The following is a 24,711-nucleotide window of genomic DNA, read 5'->3' as shown; positions in this document are numbered from 1 at the left end:
AATGCTTTAGTTCGCAGGAGGAAGTTCTTCGGAAAAGGCTTCGTCCAAACTACGCAGGGCCTGCTCATAATCGAGCTTGTCAAGCGCAGCTTTCGCCGTGCGTAAAGCTTCCTCTTTGTTGCCTTGCTCGGCGTCTGAGCCGAGCATTTGGAGCAACGCATCGAAACTGCTGCGCGCGCGCATGCTCCGGCGCGCAAGGTGCTCGCGCAGCATCGTCACTGCGGATACAATATCTGCGGTCTGAGCACTCGTATTTGTCTGCTGTTGCGGCGCGGTCACCTTTTCCTTCAGGCTGGCAGCAGCCTTCAAGGCGGGTTTCATGGCGGAGTTGAGCGCCGAAAGCGTTGGCTCCATTCCGACCAGCTGTTCATTGGCTATTGCCAGTTCCACCTCAGCAGAAATACGCGCAATTTCTGGTAATTCCAGAGATGCTGCAACACCTTTGAGTGTATGGGCAAGGCGTCGTGCCCCGGTCAGGTCCCCCTTGGCTATTTGATCCATCAGAGATTCGATGACATTCGCAAAATCGTCGTGGAAACTTATGATCAGACGACGCAGAAGAGCCTGCTTTCCGTTCACCCGCACGAGCGCTCGTGTGAGGTCGAATGGCGGAAGGCGTTCAGGAAGATCGGTCTGAGTGACCTCGATCAGGCTTTCCTGCGGTTGGGCGACGGTAAGATCCACCCTGCGTGGCTTCATCCAGCGCTCAAGTGTTCCGATAAGTACGCTTGGATCGATTGGCTTGGCCACATGATCGTTCATACCAGCTTCGGCACATCTGCGGCGCTCTTCTTCATAAGCATGTGCGGTCAGAGCGATGATTGGCAGGGCGTCCGGGCTCCAGTCGCGACGAATATGACGCGTGGCTTCCAGACCATCCATTTCGGGCATTTGAACGTCCATCAGCACGGCTGAATAGAGCGATCCAGCTCGCGCAACGCTTTCGCAGGCAATGCGCCCGTTTTCGGCGGTATCAACATCAAGGCCTGCATCACAAAGGAGCTGATAAGCGATTTCACGATTAATCGCATTATCTTCAACGAGCAGAACATGCGCGCCACGCAGTGGCTCTGCGATTAATTCTGAATCCCGTACAGCTTCCTTGGCATCTTTTGATAGCGGGAAAAGCATATTCAGCGTTTGCAATATCTGCTGAGCTTCGATTGGCTTTGGCAGATAGGCCGCGATACCGGCGCGCGAAGCTTTTTCCTTGAATTCGTCGCTGCCATAGGCAGTTATCAGAACGATTTCGGGCAGTTTGGCGAGCTTTGCATTGGCATACAGGCTCCCCACTGTTTCCATGCCATCCATACCGGGCATTTTCCAGTCGAGTAGCAACAGATCATAGGACTGGCCGTGCTGGAATGCGGTTTCCAGTGCGCCAATAACCTCGGTGCCTGATGCGACCAGATCGACCTGAATCGACCAGTCCGCGAATATGCCCTGTAGAATTTCGCGGGAAGCCGGATTGTCGTCTGCTACAAGTATCCGAAGCTTCTGGATATGTGCCTGTGGCTTTTCGACAATCGAATGCGCGCGATCCACATTACTCAGAGTGGTCGTGACGGTGAAGACGCTGCCCTTGCCGGGGGTGCTGAGTACGGTGATGTCACCGCCCATTTGCTCGGCAATCTGCTTGCTGATGACCAGTCCTAGTCCGGTGCCGCCAAAGCGGCGCGTGGTGGAGCTATCGGCTTGCGAGAAGGAGCTGAACAGCTTGGATTGCTGATCAGGCGTCATGCCAATGCCGGTATCCGCAACGGCAATCTGCAGGCTGTAGTCGCCACTATCTGCTGGTTTTCCGCTTACGCGAAGAGTAACGGAGCCATTCTCGCTGAACTTGATAGCATTGCTCATCAGGTTGAGGAGCACTTGCCCAAGACGCATTTCATCGCCGACAAGGCGTTCCGGTACGCCCTGATCGATATGCAAGCTCATTGCCACATTCCTGGCGCGAGCGTCGGCACTTGTAATCTGCAATTTGCGATCAAAGAGGGCGCGCAACTCGAACGGACGGTTTTCCAGCGTGAGTTTGCCAGCATCGTTCTTGGAGAAATCCAAAATGTCATTGATCAGGCGCAGCAGCGAACCACTGGCACCGTTGATCTTGGAAAGGTAATCGCGCTGACGCTCTGTCATGTCGGTGCGGAGCATTAGATGGCAGAAGCCCAAAATGGCATTGAGCGGCGTGCGGATTTCATGGCTCATATTTGCCAGGAACATGCCCTTGGCCTTGTAAGCCTGTTCAACCTGGGCAGAACGCTTCTCGATTTCAGCATTCTTGACCATGATCTCGTCGCGCATTTTGCTGATGCTGTTGACGCAAGCGACAAGCATATCGCTGAACCAGACAAGAACGGCTGCCTGAAAGGCTACAATCACAGCATGAATCATTACTCGGCGAATATCGCTGCCCGTTGGAAAGACGAGGGATGGCAGCAGATAGTCGAGTGTCAGATGGTGCAACGCAACTGCGACGGCTGCAATGATGGTTGCTCTGCGGTCGCACCAGCCAATGGTAAGTGCGAGCATGGCAAAGAAATACATATGCATGTCCATCTGCCAGATGTGCCCGCGAAGCAGATAGAGCAGGATTGCAGGCTCAGCCACGAGGGCTACGGCAGACAAAAAGCGGGTTGCGGGCGCGATATCGGCGCGCCACCACATCAGATTATAGCTTGCGGCAAGGAAAGCTCCTGCAAGCGCCCCGCCGAGGATGGAAGCGCCGGTTCCATAAGCGATGACCGCGAACAGCGGAACATGCAGCCAAAAAAGAATCACCAGAAAGCGCGCAAAGCGTCTGCGAATATCATCAAGCTCAATGATCATGGATTAGGCCCCGGTAACAGCAAGGTCAAAACAGCTGGACAGCTGGGCGGGTTCAAAGACGAGCCACGCGCCTGCACCGTAAAGTGCGTCGATTGCGTCAGGACGTGCGGAATATACAACCACAACGTTCATTCGCTCATTGAAGGAAAGGATCTGTGCATCGGCATTGCTAAGCAGCGTTGCCACTTGTGAGACATTCGCCCATGGCTGCATGAGGACGGCAAACTGACCGTTCTCGCCACGTGGGGAAAGCATCGCATAGATGAGTGCTGTGAGGCCGATCACGAAAAGGACTACGGCTGGCAGCATGTCTAGCATGCGCCATTTTGACTGCGCTAAATGGGAGTTCATGTGTCTGTATCCGCAATTCAACACGCCTTGGACGTACTGCTTCATAGTATATAAAAAAGCGCGTGTCTTGCTGTATGTGCTAATTTAAGATTGTATTATTTGGTGATCGCCGAGGCGTAATCAGCCACTCGTTTCAGAGCGCACCCTGAAAAGTGTGCGTCCGTTTCTGGATAAGATTCGCGTCAGATCAAATGCGCTCTATTGGTCTTGTAACGCGGCAAGGGGCGTTATACATCGAATTTACGGCCTTTCAACATTACGCTTTGCGCTTTGTCTTTTCATTTTTGAGTGACGAGCGGTACGCTGAATATCAGTCCAAATTATGATTTGAGTATACCCCTTTGGTTGAGTGCCTCCAACTGTCGCCTTGCATTCTACGTGAATCGAATAGCTATTAATTGCCAATGATTTTTATGTTGTGCAGAATTTTGCTTTACGTACCTCAAAGCCGACGTTAAGGTTACACAGTGAAGCTTTGGGAGGAGTTCACATGCAATTGGCAATTCAGACAATCAGAAGTCTCGACAGGCGCTCAAGCTTTAGTGCTTGCGCTGGTGCGCGCGTATGAAAGCGAGCCGAAACGAGCTTGGTGCGCCGCTTCTGGAGGCGGTTTCGCTGTCGAAATCGTTCGGACCTGTTCAGGTTCTGAAAAGTATAAATCTCAGCATTTATGGCGGCGAAGTTCACGCAATTATCGGCGAAAACGGTGCTGGTAAATCGACGCTGATGAAGCTGCTTGCCGGTAATGAGCGCCCAACCAGCGGTGAAATTCGCATCGATGGCAAACCGATCTCGTTTTCTGGCCCGGTGGAAGCGGAAGCGCAGGGCATTGTTTTGGTGCATCAGGAAATCCTGCTGGCACCCGACCTGACTGTTGCCCAGAATATTTATCTGGGACGCGAACTTTCCAACGGCCTTGTGGTTGATGACAAATCCATGCGCGAAGGCGCACGCAAAGCTATTCGTGATCTTGGTGCGGATATTAATCCCGATGCCATCGTTGGTAGCCTCTCCATCGCACAGCGCCAGCTTGTGCAGATCGCTCGTGTTTTGCTCGTACCGCATCGTGTGGTGATCTTTGATGAGCCAACGGCATCGCTTACTCCAGTCGAAACGGAGGCGCTTCTGAAAGTCATTTGTGACATTCGCGCCAAAGGCGTCGCGGTTCTCTATATTTCGCATCGGTTGCCTGAAGTGAAAGAAATCTCGGACCGCGTGACGGTCTTGCGCGATGGGACGCTCGTGGCAGCTCATATGGCATCGGAGCTTCAGCCAAACGACATGGCCCGGCTGATGGTTGGGCGCGATGTTGCTAAGCTTTACCCTGATCGCGCAGCACGTCACGGACAGGAGCCAGTGCTCGAGATCGATGATTTCAGTGTTGCGGGCTATGTCAAAACTGCAAGTTTTACCTTGGGCAAGGGTGAAATTCTGGGCTTTGCTGGGTTGGTCGGTGCTGGTCGAACGGAATTGATGGAAGGCATTGTTGGATTGCGTCCCGGCAAAGGCCAGGTCCGTCATAATGGAAAGCCTGTCAATTTCCACAATGCCCACGAAAGTCTTTCCGCTGGTATCGCGTATCTGAGTGAAGATCGGAAGGGCAAGGGTCTGCTGCTTACCAAGGATCTTGGCATCAATTTGACACTCGCGTCGATCAGCAAATTCGTCCGGGGCCTACAGATCGATCGGCGCAAAGAGCGCGCGGCCCTCGACGATGCAATCAAAGAGTTCGATATCCGCACTGGCCGCAAGGATATTCTTGCCGGACAACTTTCTGGTGGCAATCAGCAGAAGCTTCTGTTGGCAAAGATGATGATGCTCAACCCGTCTATCGTCATCATTGACGAGCCGACCCGAGGCATCGACGTGGGCACCAAAGAACAAATCTATCAGTTCATTGCCAATTTAGCCGACGAGGGCAAATCGATCATCGTCGTATCGTCTGAAATGCCGGAACTCATTGGCGTATGCGACCGTATCGTCGTCATGCGCGAGGGCCGGGTTGCAGGCGAGGTGACAGGCGAACGCATGACCGAAAATGACATCGTTGTCTTAGCGACCGGCGTCAGCACCGAAGAAGCGGCTTAAACAAAAAAGGGGAGTAAATGACAGACGTAGTGACCGATAAAAGCAGAGTGCCGAAAACGTCCAAAGATTGGGATCTGAGGGCTGTTGCGCCTTTTATTGCGCTGCTTTTGCTGCTTGTTCTGGGTACAATTGCCAATCCGAATTTCATCAGCATCGACAATCTGTTGAATGTTGCGACGCGTAGCGCGTTCATTGCCATTATCGCGCTTGGTGCCACCTATGTAATCTCATCGGGCGGGTTGGATTTGTCGGTTGGCGCCATGGCGGCTTTTGTCGGCAGCATCATGATCATGTTCATGAACAGCGGTGTTATTGCCGATCCGGTCATGATGCTGATCGCAGCCGTGCTTCTGGCCGTGGTCGTGGGAGCGCTTTGTGGCCTGACAAATGGATTGATCACAACACTCGGCGGCATAGAACCGTTCATCGCCACGCTTGGCACGATGGGCATCTACCGTGGCCTGACGACATGGTTGTCGCAGGGTGGTGCTATCACTTTGCGCAATCCTGATATTCAGGCGCTCTACAGACCCGTCTACTTCGGTTCCGTTTTTGGTGTTCCGATCCCGGTTATTGCGATCTTTGTGACGGCAGCAATAGCGGCTTTCGTACTCTATCGCACACGCTATGGTCGCCATGTGATTGCAGTCGGATCGAGCGAAGATGTGGCACGTTACTCGGGCATCTCCGTAAAGCGGGTCCGCACGATTGCATATATCGTGCAGGGGCTTTGTGTGGCTGTTGCAGTGCTTCTCTATGTACCGCGACTAGGGTCGACATCTGCAACAACCGGCATGTTGTGGGAACTGCAGGCGATTACTGCCGTCGTTGTTGGTGGGACCGCATTGCGGGGTGGCGTGGGGCGTGTCTGGGGCACTATCTGCGGAGCATTCATTCTGGAAATTGTCGGCAATATCATGCTGCTTTCCAACTTCATCAGCGAATATCTGATCGGGGCCATTCAAGGGGCGATCATCATTATCGCCATGCTGGTGCAACGGTCGCTGTCGCGACGATAAAAACCCAAGGCGTGATAGGTAACTTTATCGCGCCTTGGACAACGAGTTTGACGGGATTGAAGGGGCGGTCCGGTCACAGAGGGATAAAGCCCCCTGAACATTTGGGAGGAAATAATGCGAGGAAAACTTTTAGGTGTTGCGTTTGCAACATTGGCCGCCGGTGCGCTAGCCTTTACGGGCATTGCAAGCGCGCAGGACAAGAAGGTCACGATCGGCGTATCTATTCCAGCAGCCGACCATGGCTGGACTGCTGGTGTGGTCTATCATGCCGAACGTGTGGCCAAGCTTCTGATGCAGGAGCATCCGGGCCTCAACGTGATCGTCAAGACGTCGCCGGATGCGGCCAGTCAGGCAAACGCATTGCAGGATCTTGCCGTTCAGGGTCTGGACGGTCTGGTCGTTCTGCCATCCGATCCTGATCCACTGGTAAATGCTATCAAGGAGATCAAAGACAAGGGTACGTTTGTGGCATTGGTCGATCGCGCACCGAGCAATAACGACAACTCCATCCGTGATCTTTATGTGGCGGGTAACAACCCGGCGCTTGGTCAGGTTGCTGGTGAATACATCAAGAAGACCACGCCAGACGCACAGGTCGTCGTCATTCGCGGTCTGCCGATCCCTATCGATCAGCAGCGTCAGGACGGCTTTGACAAGGGTATCGAAGGCTCGAATGTCAAGATTCTTGATCGCCAGTATGGCAACTGGAACCGCGACGATGCCTTCCGTGTGATGCAGGACTTCCTGACGAAATATCCGAAGATCGATGTTGTCTGGTGTCAGGATGATGACATGGCCGTTGGAGTGCTTGAAGCAATCAAGCAGGCTAACCGTGAAGATATCCAGTATGTTATCGGCGGTGCTGGTTCCAAGGATATGATCAAGAAGGTCATGGATGGCGACAAGCTGATGCCTGTCGATGTTCTTTATCCACCTGCGATGGTTTCAACTGCTATGCAGCTTGCTGCCGGTCACTTCTACGACCAGATTCCAGTGAGCGGCAACTATATCCTCGACGCCACGTTGGTGACCAAGGATAACGCCGAGCAGTTCTACTTCCCGGATTCTCCGTTCTAATATTCATATGCGCGTCCGCTTTGGCGGACGCGCAGTCTGTCGCTTGATTTATAGCGCATCCCGAAAAGTGTGAAGCGGTTTTCGGACAAGATGGTTCAAAAACAAATACTTAGCGCGTTTCCTCGGATTCAAAGAAAATTGAAAACGCTCTAAGCCCTTATTCCCGATATCGGGTCGAATTTTCAGTTGGAGGACTTTTGATGAAGACGATCAAAGGGCCGGGGATATTTCTCGGGCAGTTTGCGGGCGATGAAGCGCCGTTTAATACATGGGACGGCATCACCAAATGGGCCGCAGAAAAAGGTTATGCCGGTGTTCAGGTGCCGACATGGGCGAGCCAGCTGATCGATCTGAAGAAGGCCTCGGAATCCAAAGATTATTGCGATGAGTTTGCCGGTGTCGCGCGCGAAAATGGCGTTGAAGTGACAGAGCTTTCGACGCATCTGCAAGGCCAGCTTGTTGCCGTGCATCCGGCCTATAACGAAGCTTTTGACGGATTTGCAGTGCCGGAAGTGCGCGGCAATCCCAAAGCGCGTCAGGCATGGGCGGTTGAGCAGGTGAAGATGGCCATCAAGGCATCTCGCAATTTGGGAATTGGCGCGCATGCGACCTTCTCAGGCGCTTTGGCATGGCCGTTCATCTATCCATGGCCCCAGCGCCCTGCCGGTCTGGTTGAAGCGGCATTCGATGAACTCGCTCGCCGCTGGACGCCGATCCTTGACCATGCCGACGAGCATGGCGTCGATATTTGCTATGAAATCCATCCGGGCGAAGACCTGCATGATGGCGTGACGTTCGAAATGTTTCTGGAGCGGGTCAAAAACCATCCGCGCGCCAATATGCTCTATGATCCGTCGCATTATGTGCTGCAATGTCTGGATTACCTCGACAATATCGACATCTATAAAGACCGGATCAAGATGTTCCACGTCAAAGATGCCGAGTTCAATCCAACCGGACGTCAGGGCGTCTATGGTGGCTATCAGGGCTGGGTCAATCGTGCCGGACGTTTCCGCTCGCTGGGCGATGGACAGGTCGATTTTGGCGCTGTGTTCTCGAAAATGGCTGCCAATGATTTTGATGGTTGGGCTGTGGTTGAGTGGGAATGTGCACTCAAACATCCTGAAGACGGTGCGCGTGAGGGTGCTGAGTTTGTTAAGCACCATATCATTCGCGTGACTGACAAAGCATTCGATGATTTTGCAGCTGGCGGAACCGATGATGCAGCCAATCGGCGCATGCTGGGGCTCTGAGGGAAAACGGACACAATGACCATTGAAGCAAAAACCAAAGAAACCGCAAACCCGCGCATTCGGCTAGGCATGGTTGGCGGTGGTGCGGGGGCATTCATCGGTGGTGTTCATCGTATGGCCTCGCGGCTCGACAATCGCTTTGAGTTGGTGGCGGGGGCGTTGTCTTCGTCGCCTGAAAAAGCGCAAGCCTCGGGTCGCGAGCTTGGCCTTGCGGAGGATCGCACCTATTCGAGCTATAAGGAAATGGCAATTCGCGAAGCGCGCCTCAAGAATGGTATTGAGGCTGTGGCCATCGTGACGCCAAATCATGTGCATTACGATGCGGCCAAGGAATTTTTGCGCCGTGGCATTCATGTGATCTGCGACAAGCCATTGACTTCGACACTCGCTGACGCAAAGAAGCTCAAGAAAGTGGCCGACGAGAGCGGCGCGCTATTTGTGCTAACCCATAACTATACCGGCTATCCGATGGTTCGTCAGGCGCGCGAAATGATCGCCAACGGTGAGTTGGGTGATCTGCGTGTGGTTCAGGTGGAATATGCACAGGACTGGCTCACGGAAGCTGTTGAAGAAACCGGTGCCAAAGGTGCCGTCTGGCGCACCGATCCGGCTCAGTCCGGCCTTGGCGGAGCAACGGGTGACATCGGCACCCATGCCTTCAATCTTGCGTCGTTCGTGACTGGTTTGACGCTCGACAGTCTCGCGGCTGATCTCGATAGCTTTGTTTCTGGGCGTAGACTTGATGACAATGCGCATGTGATGCTGCGTTTTGCTGGCGGTGCCAAGGGTATGCTGTGGTGCAGTCAGGTCGCACCGGGCAATGAGAATGCGCTGCGTCTTCGCGTTTATGGCACCAAGGGCGGCATCGAATGGGCCCAGGAAGACCCGAACCGGCTTTGGTTTACGCCGTTTGGAGAACAGAAGCGGTTGATCACCCGTGGTGGTTCAGGCGTCGGAGATGCCGCAACCCGCGTCACGCGGGTGCCGGGCGGCCATCCGGAAGGCTATCTGGAAGCGTTCGCGACTATCTATGTGGAAGCAGCCAACGCCATTCAGGCCAAGCGCGATAACACAAAGCCTGATGGTGCGGTTCTCTATCCAACTGTCGACGATGGTGTCAAAGGCGTCGCGTTCATCGATGCTTGCGTAAGATCTTCGAACAAAAATGGCGGATGGGTTAGTCTCTGATATAAATTCGAACTCGAGAACGCCGCCAATGATGGCGGCGTTTTTGTTTGTGTGATAAGGCTGAATTCTGTACGGAAACTCGCCCAGTTAAATGACTGCGCTGTTTTGAAGTGGCAGATTTGGTTCACTCGATGGCAGCAGATACGGCGAAATGTCGATCGTCGCGCCAGTGAACTATAACGCCAAAGAACCAAACTTTATATCGAGAGCCAGCGCCACTGCGGGTTACGACCCAACCACCTTCAATGCTGGCTCACCGGAAAAAGCGCCTATTCTGAGGCGAATTTTACGCAAAGATTGATGCTGGGCACACTATCCTTCGGGTTTGGTTGAATTTGTTATGGTATCGCGGTTGTTATAGGCCTTCTCGATGCGCTTCGTCCAAGTTTTGAGCGACCTCTCGAATAGCCTGGAAGCAGCATTTATGGTTGAGCCGTTCGTTGAACAGAACATTTCGGAAAAATTGGCGATAGCGTCCACACAAGCATTTTATTCATGGCTGTGTGCAGAAGAGTGTCAGTAGAGGCGTTTTGATCTATTCTTTGGAAATTTATCAACTCATAACCTCTGCATAAGGCTCTGACAGGTTTAGATGTCGCGAGTATTAGAGCGCCTTCCGAAAACTGTGAAACAGTTTTCGGAAAGAGATGCGCGTTAACACAGATACTTAGAGCGCTTATCTGCTTCAATCAGATTGGAATGTGCTCTTATGGGACAAGGCAACTCTATGAATGACAACGATGCTATTCTGGCTTCAGTCTACACGCGATGGCACCAGCTTGCTGCGCCTTTTGCTCTCATAACAAGTGTCGGATGCTTCCTTTTGGTTACTTTAAATCATGGCCCCTTCATCCTTGCGGGCGTTTTTGCACTGCTTGCATTGGCGTTGTTGCATGGAGGCCAATGAAGGCGGATAGCGTTCTTTGATGTTTGGTTACAGATCTAGAGCTTTCACGCGGACAGAATTAGGGCGTGCAGAATCGCGCATTCGATTAAGAATGCGGCATCCGAGTTTGATTTCGGTTTGCTGATTGGCAAACTTGCGTGAGCGAAGAGAGTTTCCATTGACGGATTTATACCGGCCCATTGTCGTTTCCACATTGGAACGTCTGCCACTTCATCCGTCCATGCTCAGCAATAGTTTGACTGTGCCAGTCACGCTGATCCAGTGGATCATAAATGTTCGCTGGTAATTGTCGTGCTCGCGGCGGTACGATGACGCTGACAACCGGACTGCGGACAGATCTATAGGTTTCATCACTGTCATAGGCCCCATCAGTAATGAAGCTCGCAATGGGCTGCTCAATCTGCCCAAGCAGATCTGTAAGCTGGCTGATGTCACTGCTGTTCTGATCGGTCAGGACTTCAGCGATGATCTCGCCTGTAACAGCATCCACCGCAACGTGCAGTTTGCGCCATTGTCTTTGGGGTTTGCAGCCATGCTTTTCCTCAAGCCACTGGCCTGCACCATAAATCTTCAATCCTGTGCTGTCGACAAGAACATGAATGGTTCATCGGGTGCGGTTGTTTTATGACGGTCCGAAGCCTTCAAAAGCGACAAGCTGGAACAGCGCCTGCTCAATGTCGTATGATCAGGCGCTGGCAGATCAACGCCCATCAACTGCAATAAAGACGTCATCAAGCCTTCGGTTTGGCGCAAGGGTTGATTGAAAACGATCCCGCACATCAGAGATGTTTCAATCGCCAAATCGGAATAGCGCTACTGACCACCCGGTGCCGTACGTCGCGGAGCCGACTACCCCGCAATCGCCGCTTCACTGATCCAGAAGGTAATACTACCGCGGTATCCGATGGCGATGAGCAGCATGATGTTTGAAAGGCATAAACAAGATACTGAGAACGAAAAGCTTAACTGCCAAAGCCTAATTCTGTAAAATCTTTAAACCGCAAATGCCATCCGTGGACCAACGCCCCTGCAGACCATGGCCGGTTGGGCTGGCAAGCCATCACTGGTTATGGCAGACGCGCCAGGGCAGAGACATCAATGGGGCGTTACAAATCCATCATTGGCAACCGGCTGCGCTCCCGTAAGTTTGCCAATCAGCAAAAAGAAGTCGCCCTTGGTTGCAGCGCACTCAATCGTATGCTCGACTGGCACGGCCAAAATCCATCCGCGCCCCAGACAAAGCCTCATAGAGCAACCATTCAAAGACCCAAATCCGCCGACAAACGCATCCGTGCACAAACGCCGGTGCAGGGCATCGTACCGCGTGTCATCGTCACAGATAAGCTTCGCTCTTATGGCGTAGCTGAAAGAGAAATCATTCCATCGGTGGAACGCAGTTCTCACAAAAGTCTGAATACCCGAGCGGAGAATTCGCATCCGCCTTTGCCACGAACAGAGCGGATCTTGCACCGGTTCAAATCCACCCGCCATCAAATGACATCATCTGACTTCCGCGATCTGCGCCACTCAGCCATCTGAATGATGGGTGAGGTCTCGCCTTGGGAAAAGACTGGAATTACTGTTGCATTGAAAATGCGTTGACAGCGGTTTTCGGCGGTAGTCAATTGCAGTAACTTTCAGCGAACTGTGGGAACACCCGCTGGAGAAGCCTTCGGCGTTTCATAAATAACTGGGCGGACCCTTGCCTATGGCACAGTCGATCACACTGACGACGGAGACAATGGAGCGCTGGCAGCGCTCTCTGGGCACGCTTGTCGAGCGTATAGGGGCGGATGCCGTACGCGTTGTTCGCGCATCACCTTTCGGGTTCGAGATTATATTATCCCTTGGCGAACAGGCCGGGAGTTTTTCGGTGGGCAGCGGCTGGGATAGGCTTGCGGCGCCTTTGCTCGAAGCTGTTGCAGGAAATGCGAGGCCCCTTGCAGTCTTGCGGATTTCGCCTCGGGTGGACTATTCCGGGAGTCCGGAATCCGAAGCTGGGTTCGATGCGTATCTGGGCCGGTCTCTATACTGGCCCGACGGATCACTGTTTGCGATCCTTGACGGCCTCAAACGCGATCGCACGCCGTTTCTGGATCAGGACATCAGCTTGCTAGAGCATTTTGCGCGCGGTATGGAAGACCAACTCGCCCTGCTCGTGACAAGCCATGACCATTCCCGCGCAGTGGAGGAACTGCATGCCCAGCAGGAGCGCATATCGCTGGCGGCCGAAGTCGTCGGAATGGGGATATGGGATTATAATATCGACGACGATGTCCTTCGATGCGACGCTACCTGTTACAAAATATACGGCCTTGACCCGGCCGGCGGCCAGATGCGCGGGATCGCCGATTTTAAGGCTCTGGTTCATCCCGGTGACGTCGACCGCATTACGGATGAGCGCATAGCGGAGCTTGCGACGCGAACACAGGATCGCCATGTCGACTTTCGGCTGATCAGACCCTCGGGCGAAACGCGATGGATCACGTCTGCAACCTGTATGCTGCATGCTACTGAGACGACGCCCAACCGGCTTGTAGGGGTCGTTATCGATATTACTGAAGCACGCGATGCTGAAAGGAAGCTTAAAAACAGTTACGATACGCTGAAGCGTGCCGAGAGGGTTGCAAAGGTCGGTAGCTGGTTGCTCACTTTGGAGACCGGCGCGTTTACCTCGTCCGAGATGCTCAACGAGATGAACGGCATGGACCCCGCGGGCCCGCCTCTGACGCCCGGCGATCTCCAGAGGATGCTCTCGCCCGAGAGCTTCGACAGGGTCTCGGCGGCAATTGCACGGTGTGTCGAAACCGGCGAGCCGTATAGCATTGACGCCGTTCATTTTCGCCCGGACGGGTCATCTTTCGCTTGCAATATTCGAGGCGAGGCAATCCGCGACGCGACCGGGCAGATCGTCGCGCTTACCGGCACGGTGCAGGACATATCCGAACGTGAGGATGCGCGCGCCCAGTTGGAAGCCCTCGCGGACAATCTGCCAAGCGGTGGCATCTACCGGATGGAGCGCGATGCTGAACATCCAGGGCGGTTTGTCTATGCGAGCGCCGGCATCGAGATGCTGCTGGGAAGTCCGATCCACGAGATTGTGTCCGAAGACTATATGCTCGGTGCCTCTTTCGATCCATCGGATCGTGGCCTGGCTATCGATGCGGTGGCGGATTCAGAAACAAATCTCAGCGAGTACGATTTCCGGGCTCGACACCGTAAACCGGATGGCAACGAGATATGGCTCCGGTTTCGCGCAGTGCCGCGCCGCGTAGGCGATAAGACGGTCTGGGATGGGCTCATGCTCGACGTCACACGCGACATGCAGATCTCCCGGCAATTGCAGAATGCAAAGGAAGCGGCAGAAGCTGGCGAGCGGGCCAAGGCAGACTTCCTGGCGATGATGAGCCATGAGATACGCACGCCGATGAATACGGTTATCGGCATGACTCGGTTGGTTCAGCAGACCGATCTTTCGCCGAAGCAGCGCAACTATCTCGATAAGATCGACCTGTCAGCGAAAGCGCTGCTCTCGATCATCAACGACGTACTCGACTATTCCAAGATCGAGGCTGGAATGCTTGCGCTCGAGGATACCGAGTTCGAACTGGAAGAAGTGCTGGAGACCATCTCCGCGGTCACCGCAATGCGCGCCGACGAGAAGGGGATCGAAATCGCATTTTCAGTGGCGCCGGATGTTCCGCGTCGCCTTCGAGGCGATCCGTTTCGGCTCGGGCAGGTGCTTACGAATCTTGTTGGCAACGCGATCAAGTTCACCGAAGAGGGAGAAATCGTCGTCAGCGTGAGGTTGAAGAATGCTGGGCCGGCTGTTTCAGGGGCGAGCATTCTGGCATTCTCGGTACGGGATACGGGCATAGGGATCGACCCCGAGCAGATAGCTCAATTGTTCCGGCCGTTCTCTCAGGCGGAATCCAGGACGTCGCGCCGATATGGAGGTACCGGGCTAGGGTTGGCGATCTGCCGGCAACTGGTCGACTTGATGGGCGGTCGCATCGATGTCCGTAGCGAGCCCGGACGAGGAAGCGACTTCCATTTCACAATCTCGATCCGTCCTGCCAGTGGCAAGGAAGAAGACCTTCAGACGGTTCCCAATTCCGTTCTTGCTGGCGGCCGCGTGCTCATTGTCGATGACAACGCCAGCGCTCGTGAGATTCTATCCAACATGGTTGGCGCTTTCGGCATGGACCCCGAAGTGGCGTCCTCCGGTGCGGAGGGTATCGACAAGCTTCGCCACGCCTCACAAACCGGTCAACCATTCGAAATCGTTCTTATGGACTGGCGCATGCCCGAGATGGATGGCCTGGAGGCGGCCCGCAGGATTCGCGAGGAGGAAAACCTTCCTCATTTACCGGCAGTCCTAATGGTAACCGCATACGGCCGTGATGAAGTACTTCAAAAAGTGGAGCAGCTTCATCTGCAGGGACTGCTTATCAAGCCGATCACCGAGTCGGTGAGTTTCAATACACTCACGGAAATACTGGCGCCGTCGAGTATGGTTGTCGAGGCAGGCACGAAGCCTGTCGGCAACAGGCGCCAGAATGACGATCCGCGTATTCTCCTGGCGGGGCGCAAGGTCCTTGTTGTTGATGATAATGCCTTGAATCGCGAGGTCGCCTCCGATTTCCTTGAACTGGTGGGCATTGTCGTTGCGACCGCTACCAATGGACGGGAGGCGATTGAAGCGCTTGAGAACGAAGCATTCGACGCCGTCCTGATGGATGTTCACATGCCGGTGATGGACGGCATCGAGGCGACCAAAGCAATCCGTCGCCGCGCCAAGTGGTCAAGTCTTCCCATTATTGCCCTCACCGCCCAGGCTCGCCCCGAAGACCGCGCTATCGTCGAAGCCGCCGGAATGAGCGAACATCTGAGCAAGCCTATCGACGAAGGCCATCTCTATTCTGTCCTGATCTCGTTGTTGCCGGGTGCTATGGCAAGCCTTGACCGAGCCAATACTCTGGATTTTGGAGTGGGGCCATATCCGGCGCAAACTCAACTTGATATGGGAGCAGTGAGGAAGCGTTTCGGGGGCAATCTCCAGCGAATAGACCGAATGTTGCGCGGGTTCCTGCGCGACTTCAAAAATGCCCCGGAAGATTTCGAGCGTCTTGCTGCTCACCCTTCGGGAACGCAACTTGCGGAACTGGCACACCTTCTGAAAGGTGCCGTCGGTTACCTGGGCGCGGTCAGCATCCAGCAAAATGCAGGTCAGCTTGAACGGGCGGCACGACAAAGGGATGCCGCTGGTGGACGGATCCTGTTGGAAAAGGTTGTGAAGGACCTGCGCCTTCTGCTCGCCGAGGTAGCGAGCGAGGTCGAAAAGCATGCTGCCTCTGAAATCGATCACGCCGCTAACGACTACGACGGGACTGGTCCATTGATTGGACAAGCGAGGGCGCTACTTCTACAGGGTGACTACGACGCGGTGAAAATACTGGAAGAGCTTGCCGTCTGGACGACACAACCGGAGCACAAGGCCATTCTCGAACAAGTGCTGGTGTCCTTCGATGACCTTCGACTTGAGGATGCAGTTACCCGGCTTGACAGGCTTTCAGCATTGCTGATGGCGAATAAGGGCAGTGATGGGCAATGACGGATGAACGACCGACGATACTTGTCGCGGACGATGAACGCATAAATCGTACGGTTCTGGCGGAACTTCTCGGTGCGGATTACCGTGTTCTTCTCGCCGGGAACGGCGAAGACTTGCTGTTTTTCGCAAGGCAGCAAGCGAAAGTTATCGCCCTAATCCTGCTTGATGTTTCCATGCCAGGCATGAACGGCTACGAGGTGCTCTCGGCGCTACGTGCGGACGAACGTACCGCTGAAATAGCGGTCGTTTTCATCACCGGGCAAAATGAGGAGGCCGATGAGGAACTGGGGCTCCGGTTGGGTGCGGCCGATTATATCCACAAGCCCATTCGACCGGCGATAGTGGCAGCAAGGATCAGGAACCTCGTCAAGCTTGCTTTGCAGAAAAGGGAACTGAAACAGCTTGCGCAACAGGATGGGCTGACAGGGATCGCCAATCGGCGACATTTCGATGATGCGCTGGATCGGGCCTGCTGCAATGCGGCGCGTAGCGGTGAACCGATCGGGCTTGCTTTAATAGATATCGACCATTTCAAGAGATTCAACGACTTCTATGGACATGTTGCCGGCGATGACGTTCTGCGGACCGTCGCGCAGTTGCTCGGTCACCACGCGCGGCGTCCTTATGATCTGGCAGCAAGGTATGGAGGCGAGGAGTTTGCATTGCTGGCGCCTCAAGGAGACGGCATCATTGAACTGGTTCAGTGTTTTCGTCAGGCTTTGCGCGACCTCGATATTGTCCACGACGGGTCTCCTGCATTGCAGCAACGCGTGACGGTAAGCTGTGGTGCGGTCGTGATGTCCAAACTCGTATATCCTGAAGGACGACTGCTCCTTGTCGGCAAGGCAGACGAACTGCTTTACCAGGCTAAGCAGCGGGGACGGGATTTGGTAGTTTCAAGCACTGCCTGAAACACCGTCGAGTTCCTTGGGCACAATCTCCTCAACGTCCCACCATTACTGAAGCGAGCTCATGATCTATTGTCATGTCGCCAGTCTGTGGGAAAGGTAGCTGGACATGCAACGCACTGCCGAAAGGAGCCTGAATCTGAGTGAACGCTGAGCAGGCATTGCTATTCACTCCGAAATCTTTTCGGATATGGTCGCATCCCACCGGAAGCGATCCTCACGGAAGATGAAATAAAGTGCGGCTGGCACCTGTCCGACGCGTTGCATGGTGAAAAGGATGGCCATCCGACCGGCCGCAGAGGTCATGCCCCGGACCCAGCGGAATGAAGCAAGGTGCCGCGGAACTTTACGTAAGCTTGGTGTCCATACCTGAAGCTTTCCAATGCACAATCAAGCTCCTGATCAGGAGAGGTCACTGGGCCCCGGCATCCATATTAGCTGCGTCGCGTACCAATGCCTCATCGATCTCCGCCGATGATACCTGAAGGAACTGGCGGCGGGTCATTGCGACCGAGATCGCGGGAAGCTCAAGATGGGTCGCAACTCTCCGATACGCTGTGAAACTCAGACCTTCTATCAACTCCTCGTCAACTACCAGGCGATACGTGCCTGCTTCCAATGGCTCCGAAAGGGATTTTAGATGAAACGGATGCATGAATGTGATTTCGGTTTCCGTGGTTCTTTCGGTCATTTCGCGCGCCGCCTTTCTCGCCGTCCTTGCCTTGGCCTATCGAAACAATCCCTCGCCCAGAATGTAGACAATCATGGCAAGGCTCGCTGCGGATAAGAAGTAACCAGCGATGGTCGCGTATTCAGGTTTCTTCGGATAACGAAATAGGGAAGACATTGTGTCCCCCTCGCTTGGGGCCAGGGTAATCAACCCTCAAACAGCAACGCCCGTAAAATAGCTGCTGGAATAGTTACCGTGAACCTATTTCGCTTCTTTAGCAACTAATTGTTTTGGCGATTTAGAGATGCCGCTCACTGGCACTACGTGAATCCGAGGGCTCGAACCAGGAGTAAAGAGGCATGTGTTGATTGCCGCTAAGAATTGCCCCGGTGGGGGTGCGGATAAAAACTTGGACTGGTTTTACGTCACAATGCCAAGACTGTTTCGATATTCGATTGGGCTTTGAGCGCCAAGTGATATCTTGATCCGCTTCTCGTTGTACCATCGAATGTAGCCATCAACTTCTTTGATAAACTGCTCGAGCGCGGTGTTCTTCCAGTCACGAGGGTAAAAGAGTTCCGTTTTTAGCCTGCCAAAGAAACCTTCGCACGCGGCATTATCTGGGGAACACGCCTTGCGAGACATTGAGCGCACCAGCTTCGCATCACTGATCCTCGATAGCCAACCCGGCCAGCGATAGTGTGCTCCCCGATCAGAATGTACTATTGGCCACTCATCTCTACCTGTGACAGTTTCTATGGCGGCATCAAGCATCGTATTGACCAATTCCGCATCTGGTCTCACTCCGATAGACCAGCTGATGACCAAACCATCGAAGCAGTCGATGATGGGCGAGAGATACACCTTGCCAGCCGGAATATGGAATTCAGTGATATCGGTCAGCCATTTCTCGTTTGGGGCTGTGGCCTGAAAGTCGCGATTAATAAGATTCTCGGGTGCCGGACTGATTTCTCCGAGATAAGAGCGGTATCGCCGCCGCTTTGGCGTGGCAACGATCAGGTTCTCCTGCTTCATCAAGCGCTGCACAACCTTCTCTGAGATTGTAACGCATTGTTTGGCTAATGACGCCTGTAGCCTGCGGTAGCCATAGCATCGACGGTTGGCTTCGAAGATTTCGGTGATGTTTTGACGAATAGTGAGGTACTTGTCGCTCATCCTCATGCGGGTTCGATGGTAAAAATATGAGCTGCGCGCCAGTCCCAACTGAGCAAGCAGATCCGGGAGTTGATAAAGATCTTTTAGGGCGTCAACCAACAGCGTTTTCTCCCGATTATTCAGGAGTTGCAGATCGACGCCCAGGTCTTTTTTTAGAATTTCATTCGCTTTCTTCAAAAGGTCGTGCTCAAGCTGCAGTTTCTGAATATCGTGCTGCAGTGTTTCGAGCTGGCGCTCTAATTCTTTTCGCTCTGGCACTGGCGGTGAGTTGTTCTTGCGTTTCATGATTGCGGGAGCCTCCGGACCAAGTAACTGGTTTTTCCAGTTATACAGTGTCGGTCTGCATACGCCGAGCTTTTCGGCCAGGGCCTGCGCACTTTCTTGCCGATTATAAAGTCCGACGACGCCAGCCTTCTTCAACGTCTCCGGATATCGCGGACGTCCAGTTCTTCCAGTGACAGCTTTGCTAGTTTCGGGAAACGCCTCACGAACCCATGCTGTCAACGTTGCACGACCTGGATAGCCTAAGGCGCGCATCGTTGCAGAAACACAACGACTATGTGTGCGGTAGTGCTCAACAGCCGCTTCCTTCTGCGCCTGTGTGAACTTTGGGGCTCGGGGCGCAAATCCTAAACGCAGATCAAGAAGGTGCTCATATTCCAGGTACCAGCCCTTCAAAGCATTCTTGCTTGGATAGCCCAACTGGCGAATAGTCGCTTTCGGGCGTTTGCCAAGCTTGATGTAGAGCGCAACTGCTCGCATCCGGTCTTCGTAGGAATACATGAACTACCTCCCTGATAGTCCAAGTTTTCGTCCGCACCCCCACCGGGTCAATTCTTAGCGGCAATCAACACATTGACGAGCCAGAAGCGTCGCGCTTTGTTAACAGCCCGCAGATTACTTCAGGAGAAGGCTATTGCCATTGAGAACGATATCCGCGGATTGTTACGCAATTTCGGTCTTAAGGTAGGTGTTATAGGAACCATTGGTTTTGATGATCGCATCCGCGAACTCGTTGACGATAGCGCGGAGTTATTTGAGATCATGGAACCCTTGTTGTCAGCACGGCAAAAGCTGCGCGAAACATTCACGGTACTCCACAGCAAGCTCCTGGCAATCGTGCGTGAGGACAGGGCATGCCAACAGTTAATGACGATCTCTGGCGTCGGCCCTGTTACCGCGCTTGCTTTCATCAGCACCATCGATGTCCCGGCGCGATTCAGTAAATCACGCGCTGTCGGTTCAGCGTTGGGGCTGACACCTGTCCTCAACCAGTCAGGTGAAAGTCATCGTATCGGCCGTGTTTCCTTATGTGGGGATGGCATGATGAGAGCTTTGCTTTATGAAGCAGCTCAGGTCATGTTGAGCCGGGTGAAGAAATGGTCTTGGTTGAAAGCCTGGGCGATGAATATCGCCAAACGACGTGGGAGGCAAAAAGCAATCGTTGCACTCGCTCGCCGGATGGCCGTGATCATGCATCGTATGTGGAAAGATGGCACGGAATTCCATTGGACAAAAGACAGCATGTCGGTAGCCATTTAAAATGAGAGCCAAACAATAAAGTTCCACTTGCCGGTGGAAGAACGTCCTTCGCAGGACGATGGATGAGGTGAGTTCGCTTAGGGTCTTGTGCCGGGCGCACTCTCACGATCAGGACGCGCGTCAGATTGGGCCGCTTCATTCTACTGATCCCATGCTGGGAGGGCCATAGAGCCGATCTCGAAGAGAAGCGAGGACCTGCGAAATACGTCAGATGCGGGCAAAACGGAAGCTTTTAGGCATTGACTTCAACGGGCCGAATAGAGAAGACCCAATATTCCGTTCCGATTGACATGTAGGTCTCTTCGTGCCCTGGCGTGACGGTCCAAGCAACGCGTTTGCCTGATGGGAGCCGTATGAGGCGAGAGTCTCACGTACGGTTCTGAGAGAGCGGAGCCTCAATGAGGTTCCGCGCTGCTCGCCTGCGTGATAATTGGCTGTCATACCGGATTTTTGAAACCTATGACGACATCATCGATCATTGCTGCAAGGCCTGGTGCAAGCTTATCGCCGATCCATGGACAATCATTTCAATTGCATTGCGAGATTGGGCACATCGGTTCTAATCAATGGGCTTCGGTATAACCTTATCAAAGTTCTGCAGCACTGGTGGTTACAGACACGCTATCTATGTCAGCCCCTAGTTTTATATAAACTGATCTTTATTGTTTGATCTGATCAAATAAATACATTTTTTGAGAAATAGTGTTGCAGCTAGTTGCCGCATAGAGAATATCCTCCCGAATAAGTAATTTGTTGTGTGCAATCCGTGTGTCAGTAATAGCTGAGCGCTGCAAGTGTATATTGTGATCATCGACACTGACGGAAGCTTCGTCGGAGGCGTGTCGTGCAGACTTGGTCTACCACTGATATGGCTTATCGCATCGTTAGCGGATATTCGCGTAACTGCAAGCCAGAATCGCCATGCTAAAGCCGGAGAAACTGGTTTTATCGACCCTTTATGGTCACAAAGTGGGCGTGGAAGAGCGGAGCCCACCAGATGGACGGTCCTGGTAACATAGTTCCTCATATAGAGAGCCGATTAAGGGCAAATGCCAAAAAATGGGGCAATATGGTCGCGTTATTCTTTCGCTAGCGTTCTCTGTTCCGGCTGCGGCAGTTTTCGTAAAGTTAGTGGGCAGTGGGCACTGTAATGGCGCGTTCCGGTTGTCTCACTGTCATGAACACATCCCTTAGCGGACTCGTTCGCCACACAATGCAGGAATCCTTGTGGCCGTTTAAGCGCTCGTAGCGCCACGGAGAAGAAAGGTACGTCTGCGAAACAATATGATTCACTTAAAAAGGAAGTGACATGAGAGGTAAGTATCAAAGAAATATAGAAGTAGAGATTAAGCTTAGATGTTCGGCTTATATTGTTTCGTCTTATGCGAAATATAATAGAATCAACCGATTTGAACTTCCCGCAGTGATATGCATAATCAGCGAAGCTTTATTTTTCACATCAGAAAATACGGAGTCCAAATTTTAAAAGATGTCAAAGACAACTCAGGGCCCACCAAATCGCTGAGGTCCTGCTGTCGAGAGCCGTTGCGTCCCAATTGGAAGAGCGTTCAATAAAAGGCACGCCGAAGATAGAGCGGATAGTTTGAAGATTGCCACTCGTTGTTGGGTGGGCGAGAGCTGAACTTCTTTGGTTGGACAGGACTGAAGTCCAACGGTTCACTCGGTTTGGAGAGAGAATAAGATTGGTGTCTTCACGAGGAAGCGGGGAGCCGGAGCGCATTAGTCGCCTCATTAGGCACACTCACAGTGTGGTTCGCCGTGCACAGATCGTTTGACCGCAAAACAAGGGCTTGTTGAGCTTTACGGGAAAGCCCGGCTGGGACGACTGAGAACCTATGACGAAGAAAGAGTGGCGCAACTTCTGCGCACGGTTCTCGACAGTTAGCCGCCGATAGCCCCCACTGGAGTCCGGGCCGTGTGTGTAGTCCGATCGTGTCAAGGGATCGGAAGGTGACTAGGCTCAGGACCCATTGATTTTAGAGTTATGAACTGATTCAGTTTCGCTTGAGCAGACTGATCGATGAGTAATCTTTACTGGCTGAGTGAAGGACAAATGGCACGCCTTCGTCCCTTTTTTCCCTAGAGCCATGGACGCCCACGCGTTGATGATAGGCGTGTCTTGAGTGGAATTATCTTCATTCTTCGCAATGGGTTACGGTGGTGTGATGCTCCTCGGGAATACGGGTCCTGTAAAACGCTCTATAATCGTTGGAACCGTTGGTGTCACAAGAGGATATTTGCTCAGATATTAGAAGGTCTGTCTTCCAAATCGTCGGTTGGAAAGACTGTCATGATGGATGCGACCTATTTGAAAGCTCACCGCACGGCTTCAAGCCTACGGTTAAAAAAGGGGGCGATGGACGACTGATCGGTCGGGCGAAGGGTGGCATGAATACCAAATTGCACGCCGTCACCGATGCACAGGGTCGCCCCATCAGGTTACACATCACGACAGGACAAATCAGCGACTATACCGGAGCTGCAGCCTTAATCGCGACGCTACCAGAGGTCGACTGGCTTCTTGCTGACAGAGGCTATGATGCTGACTGGTTCAGAAAACAGTTAAAAGACAAAGAGATAAAGCCGCATCCCGGGGCGCAAAAACCGCAAGAAGGCTATCAAATATGACAAACGCCGATACAAGCGGCGCAATCGTATCGAAATCATGTTTGGTAGACTGAAAGACTGGCGAAGAATTGCTACCCGTTATGATCGCTGCCCCGTCGTGTTCCGCGCAGCAATAGACCTCGCAGCAGCCGTTATATTCTGGCTCGGAAAGCAATGAGTCCTGAGCCTAAGCACACCTGATTGAACGCGCAAACAATCTGCCGCCGGTTTTTTGTCGGAATCTGACCAATCTGTTGGATTTCGAGCAAAATCATCCGCGTACTTTGTACTCAATATTAGTAATGCTTTTGAGTTTCTGCGCGATAGCATAAGCGATTCATGATCTGCCTATGTACCCTCTATCGTTGATCGTCTTCGACACAGCATGCGATATTCGGTGGTATTTTTCGTAAGGCAGCTTCGAACCGACTTTGGAAAGCTGATTTGTACCATTCCCGTTCCTGTTGGTGGCGTAGACCCGAGTTAAGTCTGGACAATGGACAACAGGTACGAAGATAGGGCACAGGTCGATGCGGTCCAGGTTTTAAGGCCATTGTGCTGTTTTTCTGACAGGTGATGTCAGAATGATTGTCTTTATTGTGCAATGGCAGAGGATATTGTTAGCAAATGAGAGCGGTCTTTCAAGCGGCCGCCTAACGGCAAAGGAGGCCACCTCATGACTGACCACAGCATCAAGGGAAAAACCGTCATCATCGCCGGCGGAGCAAAGAACCTCGGGGGATTGATCGCACGCGATCTCGCGGCTCAGGGTGCCAAGGCGATTGCCATCCATTACAACAGCGCTGCGACCAGGGCGGATGCGGACGCGACCGTGGCTGCGGTCAGGGCGGCAGGCGTGGAAGCGGTTGCCTTCCAGGCGGATATGACCACTGCAGGTGCTGTCGAGAAGTTGTTTGCGGATGCGGTCGCTGCAATTGGCCGTCCTGACATTGCCATCAATACCGTGGGCAAAGTCCTGAAGAAGCCGATGGTTGAGATATCGGAAGCCGAATATGACGAAATGACCGCAGTCAATTCAAAGACGGCCTTCTTCTTCATCAAAGAAGCCGGCAGGCATCTCAACGACAATGGCAAGCTGGTGACGCTTGTCACCTCGCTGCTGGGTGCATACACACCTTTCTACGCGGCCTATGCTGGCACCAAGGCACCGGTCGAGCATTTCACGCGAGCAGCCTCGAAGGAGTTTGGTGCGCGTGGCATCTCGGTGACGGCGATCGGGCCGGGACCAATGGACACGCCGTTTTTCTATCCGGCTGAGGGCGCGGACGCGGTTGCCTATCATAAAACTGCGGCGGCATTGTCCGGCTTCTCCAAAACGGGCCTGACCGACATTGAGGACATCGTCCCCTATATCCGCTTCATGGTCTCTGATGGCTGGTGGATGACCGGCCAGACTATTCTCGTTAATGGTGGCTATACCACAAAGTAAGTGTACCAAGG

At 53.3% G+C, this 24,711-nt stretch carries 14 protein-coding genes and 4 pseudogenes; 12 read left to right on the top strand and 6 right to left on the bottom strand.

The window, feature by feature from the left end; translation table 11 throughout:
* Positions 1 to 6 precede the first annotated feature (6 nt).
* Both CES85_RS05780 and CES85_RS05775 read right to left on the bottom strand, forming a co-directional pair.
* Positions 7 to 2,829: a response regulator gene (locus CES85_RS05780; RefSeq protein WP_095445013.1), complete on the bottom strand. Its 2,823-nt coding sequence runs from the start codon at positions 2,827 to 2,829 to the stop codon at positions 7 to 9.
* A gap of 3 nt (positions 2,830 to 2,832) precedes the next feature.
* Complete coding sequence (locus CES85_RS05775) at positions 2,833 to 3,180, bottom strand: hypothetical protein (RefSeq protein ID WP_157743417.1); 348 nt, start codon at positions 3,178 to 3,180, stop codon at positions 2,833 to 2,835.
* A gap of 564 nt (positions 3,181 to 3,744) precedes the next feature.
* On the opposite strand from CES85_RS05775, the gene CES85_RS05770 reads away from it, so the two are divergent.
* The 5 genes from CES85_RS05770 (at position 3,745) to CES85_RS05750 (ending at position 9,805) form a co-directional block, all read left to right on the top strand.
* Positions 3,745 to 5,268 carry a sugar ABC transporter ATP-binding protein gene (locus tag CES85_RS05770; RefSeq protein WP_095445011.1) on the top strand — a complete coding sequence of 508 codons (1,524 nt, stop codon included), beginning with the start codon at positions 3,745 to 3,747 and terminating at the stop codon, positions 5,266 to 5,268.
* A gap of 17 nt (positions 5,269 to 5,285) precedes the next feature.
* Positions 5,286 to 6,287: an ABC transporter permease gene (locus CES85_RS05765; protein WP_095445010.1), complete on the top strand. Its 1,002-nt coding sequence runs from the start codon at positions 5,286 to 5,288 to the stop codon at positions 6,285 to 6,287.
* Between the two features lie 114 nt (positions 6,288 to 6,401).
* Positions 6,402 to 7,364, top strand: coding sequence for a substrate-binding domain-containing protein (locus tag CES85_RS05760; protein WP_095445009.1), 963 nt, complete (start codon positions 6,402 to 6,404; stop codon positions 7,362 to 7,364).
* Positions 7,365 to 7,564: 200 nt separating this feature from the next.
* Positions 7,565 to 8,617, top strand: a complete 1,053-nt coding sequence (locus tag CES85_RS05755; RefSeq protein ID WP_095445008.1) for a sugar phosphate isomerase/epimerase family protein — start codon at positions 7,565 to 7,567, stop codon at positions 8,615 to 8,617.
* A 15-nt stretch (positions 8,618 to 8,632) separates the two neighbouring features.
* On the top strand, positions 8,633 to 9,805 hold the full coding sequence (locus tag CES85_RS05750) for a Gfo/Idh/MocA family protein (protein ID WP_095445007.1): 1,173 nt from the start codon (positions 8,633 to 8,635) through the stop codon (positions 9,803 to 9,805).
* A 934-nt stretch (positions 9,806 to 10,739) separates the two neighbouring features.
* Here the strand turns inward: CES85_RS05750 and CES85_RS05740 are convergent.
* Positions 10,740 to 11,649: pseudogene (locus tag CES85_RS05740) on the bottom strand (IS5 family transposase).
* A gap of 371 nt (positions 11,650 to 12,020) precedes the next feature.
* On the opposite strand from CES85_RS05740, the pseudogene CES85_RS27705 reads away from it, so the two are divergent.
* From CES85_RS27705 to CES85_RS05725, 3 genes and pseudogenes are all read left to right on the top strand, one after another.
* Positions 12,021 to 12,194: pseudogene (locus CES85_RS27705) on the top strand (IS6 family transposase); the annotation flags it as partial.
* A gap of 226 nt (positions 12,195 to 12,420) precedes the next feature.
* Complete coding sequence (locus CES85_RS05730) at positions 12,421 to 16,326, top strand: hybrid sensor histidine kinase/response regulator (protein ID WP_095445004.1); 3,906 nt, start codon at positions 12,421 to 12,423, stop codon at positions 16,324 to 16,326.
* Positions 16,323 to 17,237: a GGDEF domain-containing protein gene (locus CES85_RS05725; protein ID WP_095445003.1), complete on the top strand. Its 915-nt coding sequence runs from the start codon at positions 16,323 to 16,325 to the stop codon at positions 17,235 to 17,237. Before CES85_RS05730 ends, CES85_RS05725 begins: the two co-directional genes overlap by 4 nt.
* A gap of 165 nt (positions 17,238 to 17,402) precedes the next feature.
* Here the strand turns inward: CES85_RS05725 and CES85_RS05720 are convergent, their stop codons facing one another.
* From CES85_RS05720 to CES85_RS05710, 3 genes are all read right to left on the bottom strand, one after another.
* Complete coding sequence (locus tag CES85_RS05720; protein ID WP_434063346.1) at positions 17,403 to 17,540, bottom strand: hypothetical protein; 138 nt, start codon at positions 17,538 to 17,540, stop codon at positions 17,403 to 17,405.
* A 106-nt stretch (positions 17,541 to 17,646) separates the two neighbouring features.
* Complete coding sequence (locus tag CES85_RS05715) at positions 17,647 to 17,925, bottom strand: hypothetical protein (RefSeq protein WP_095445002.1); 279 nt, start codon at positions 17,923 to 17,925, stop codon at positions 17,647 to 17,649.
* Positions 17,926 to 18,324: 399 nt separating this feature from the next.
* Positions 18,325 to 19,863, bottom strand: a complete 1,539-nt coding sequence (locus tag CES85_RS05710; protein ID WP_095445001.1) for an IS3 family transposase — start codon at positions 19,861 to 19,863, stop codon at positions 18,325 to 18,327.
* Positions 19,864 to 19,926: 63 nt separating this feature from the next.
* On the opposite strand from CES85_RS05710, the pseudogene CES85_RS05705 reads away from it, so the two are divergent.
* The 4 genes and pseudogenes from CES85_RS05705 to CES85_RS05695 form a co-directional block, all read left to right on the top strand.
* Positions 19,927 to 20,622: pseudogene (locus CES85_RS05705) on the top strand (IS110 family RNA-guided transposase); the annotation flags it as partial.
* 398 nt (positions 20,623 to 21,020) lie between these two features.
* Positions 21,021 to 21,185: a hypothetical protein gene (locus CES85_RS27085; protein ID WP_157743415.1), complete on the top strand. Its 165-nt coding sequence runs from the start codon at positions 21,021 to 21,023 to the stop codon at positions 21,183 to 21,185.
* A 1,478-nt stretch (positions 21,186 to 22,663) separates the two neighbouring features.
* Positions 22,664 to 23,428: pseudogene (locus CES85_RS05700) on the top strand (IS5 family transposase).
* Between the two features lie 498 nt (positions 23,429 to 23,926).
* The gene (locus CES85_RS05695; protein WP_095445000.1) at positions 23,927 to 24,700 is read left to right on the top strand and encodes an SDR family oxidoreductase; all 774 of its coding nucleotides are present in this window, start codon (positions 23,927 to 23,929) and stop codon (positions 24,698 to 24,700) included.
* Positions 24,701 to 24,711: the final 11 nt, after the last annotated feature.

This window comes from Ochrobactrum quorumnocens (assembly GCF_002278035.1).
Classification (GTDB): domain Bacteria; phylum Pseudomonadota; class Alphaproteobacteria; order Rhizobiales; family Rhizobiaceae; genus Brucella; species Brucella quorumnocens.
Note: the sequence above shows the minus strand (reverse complement) of the source record. Positions and strands in the feature narration are given on the sequence as shown.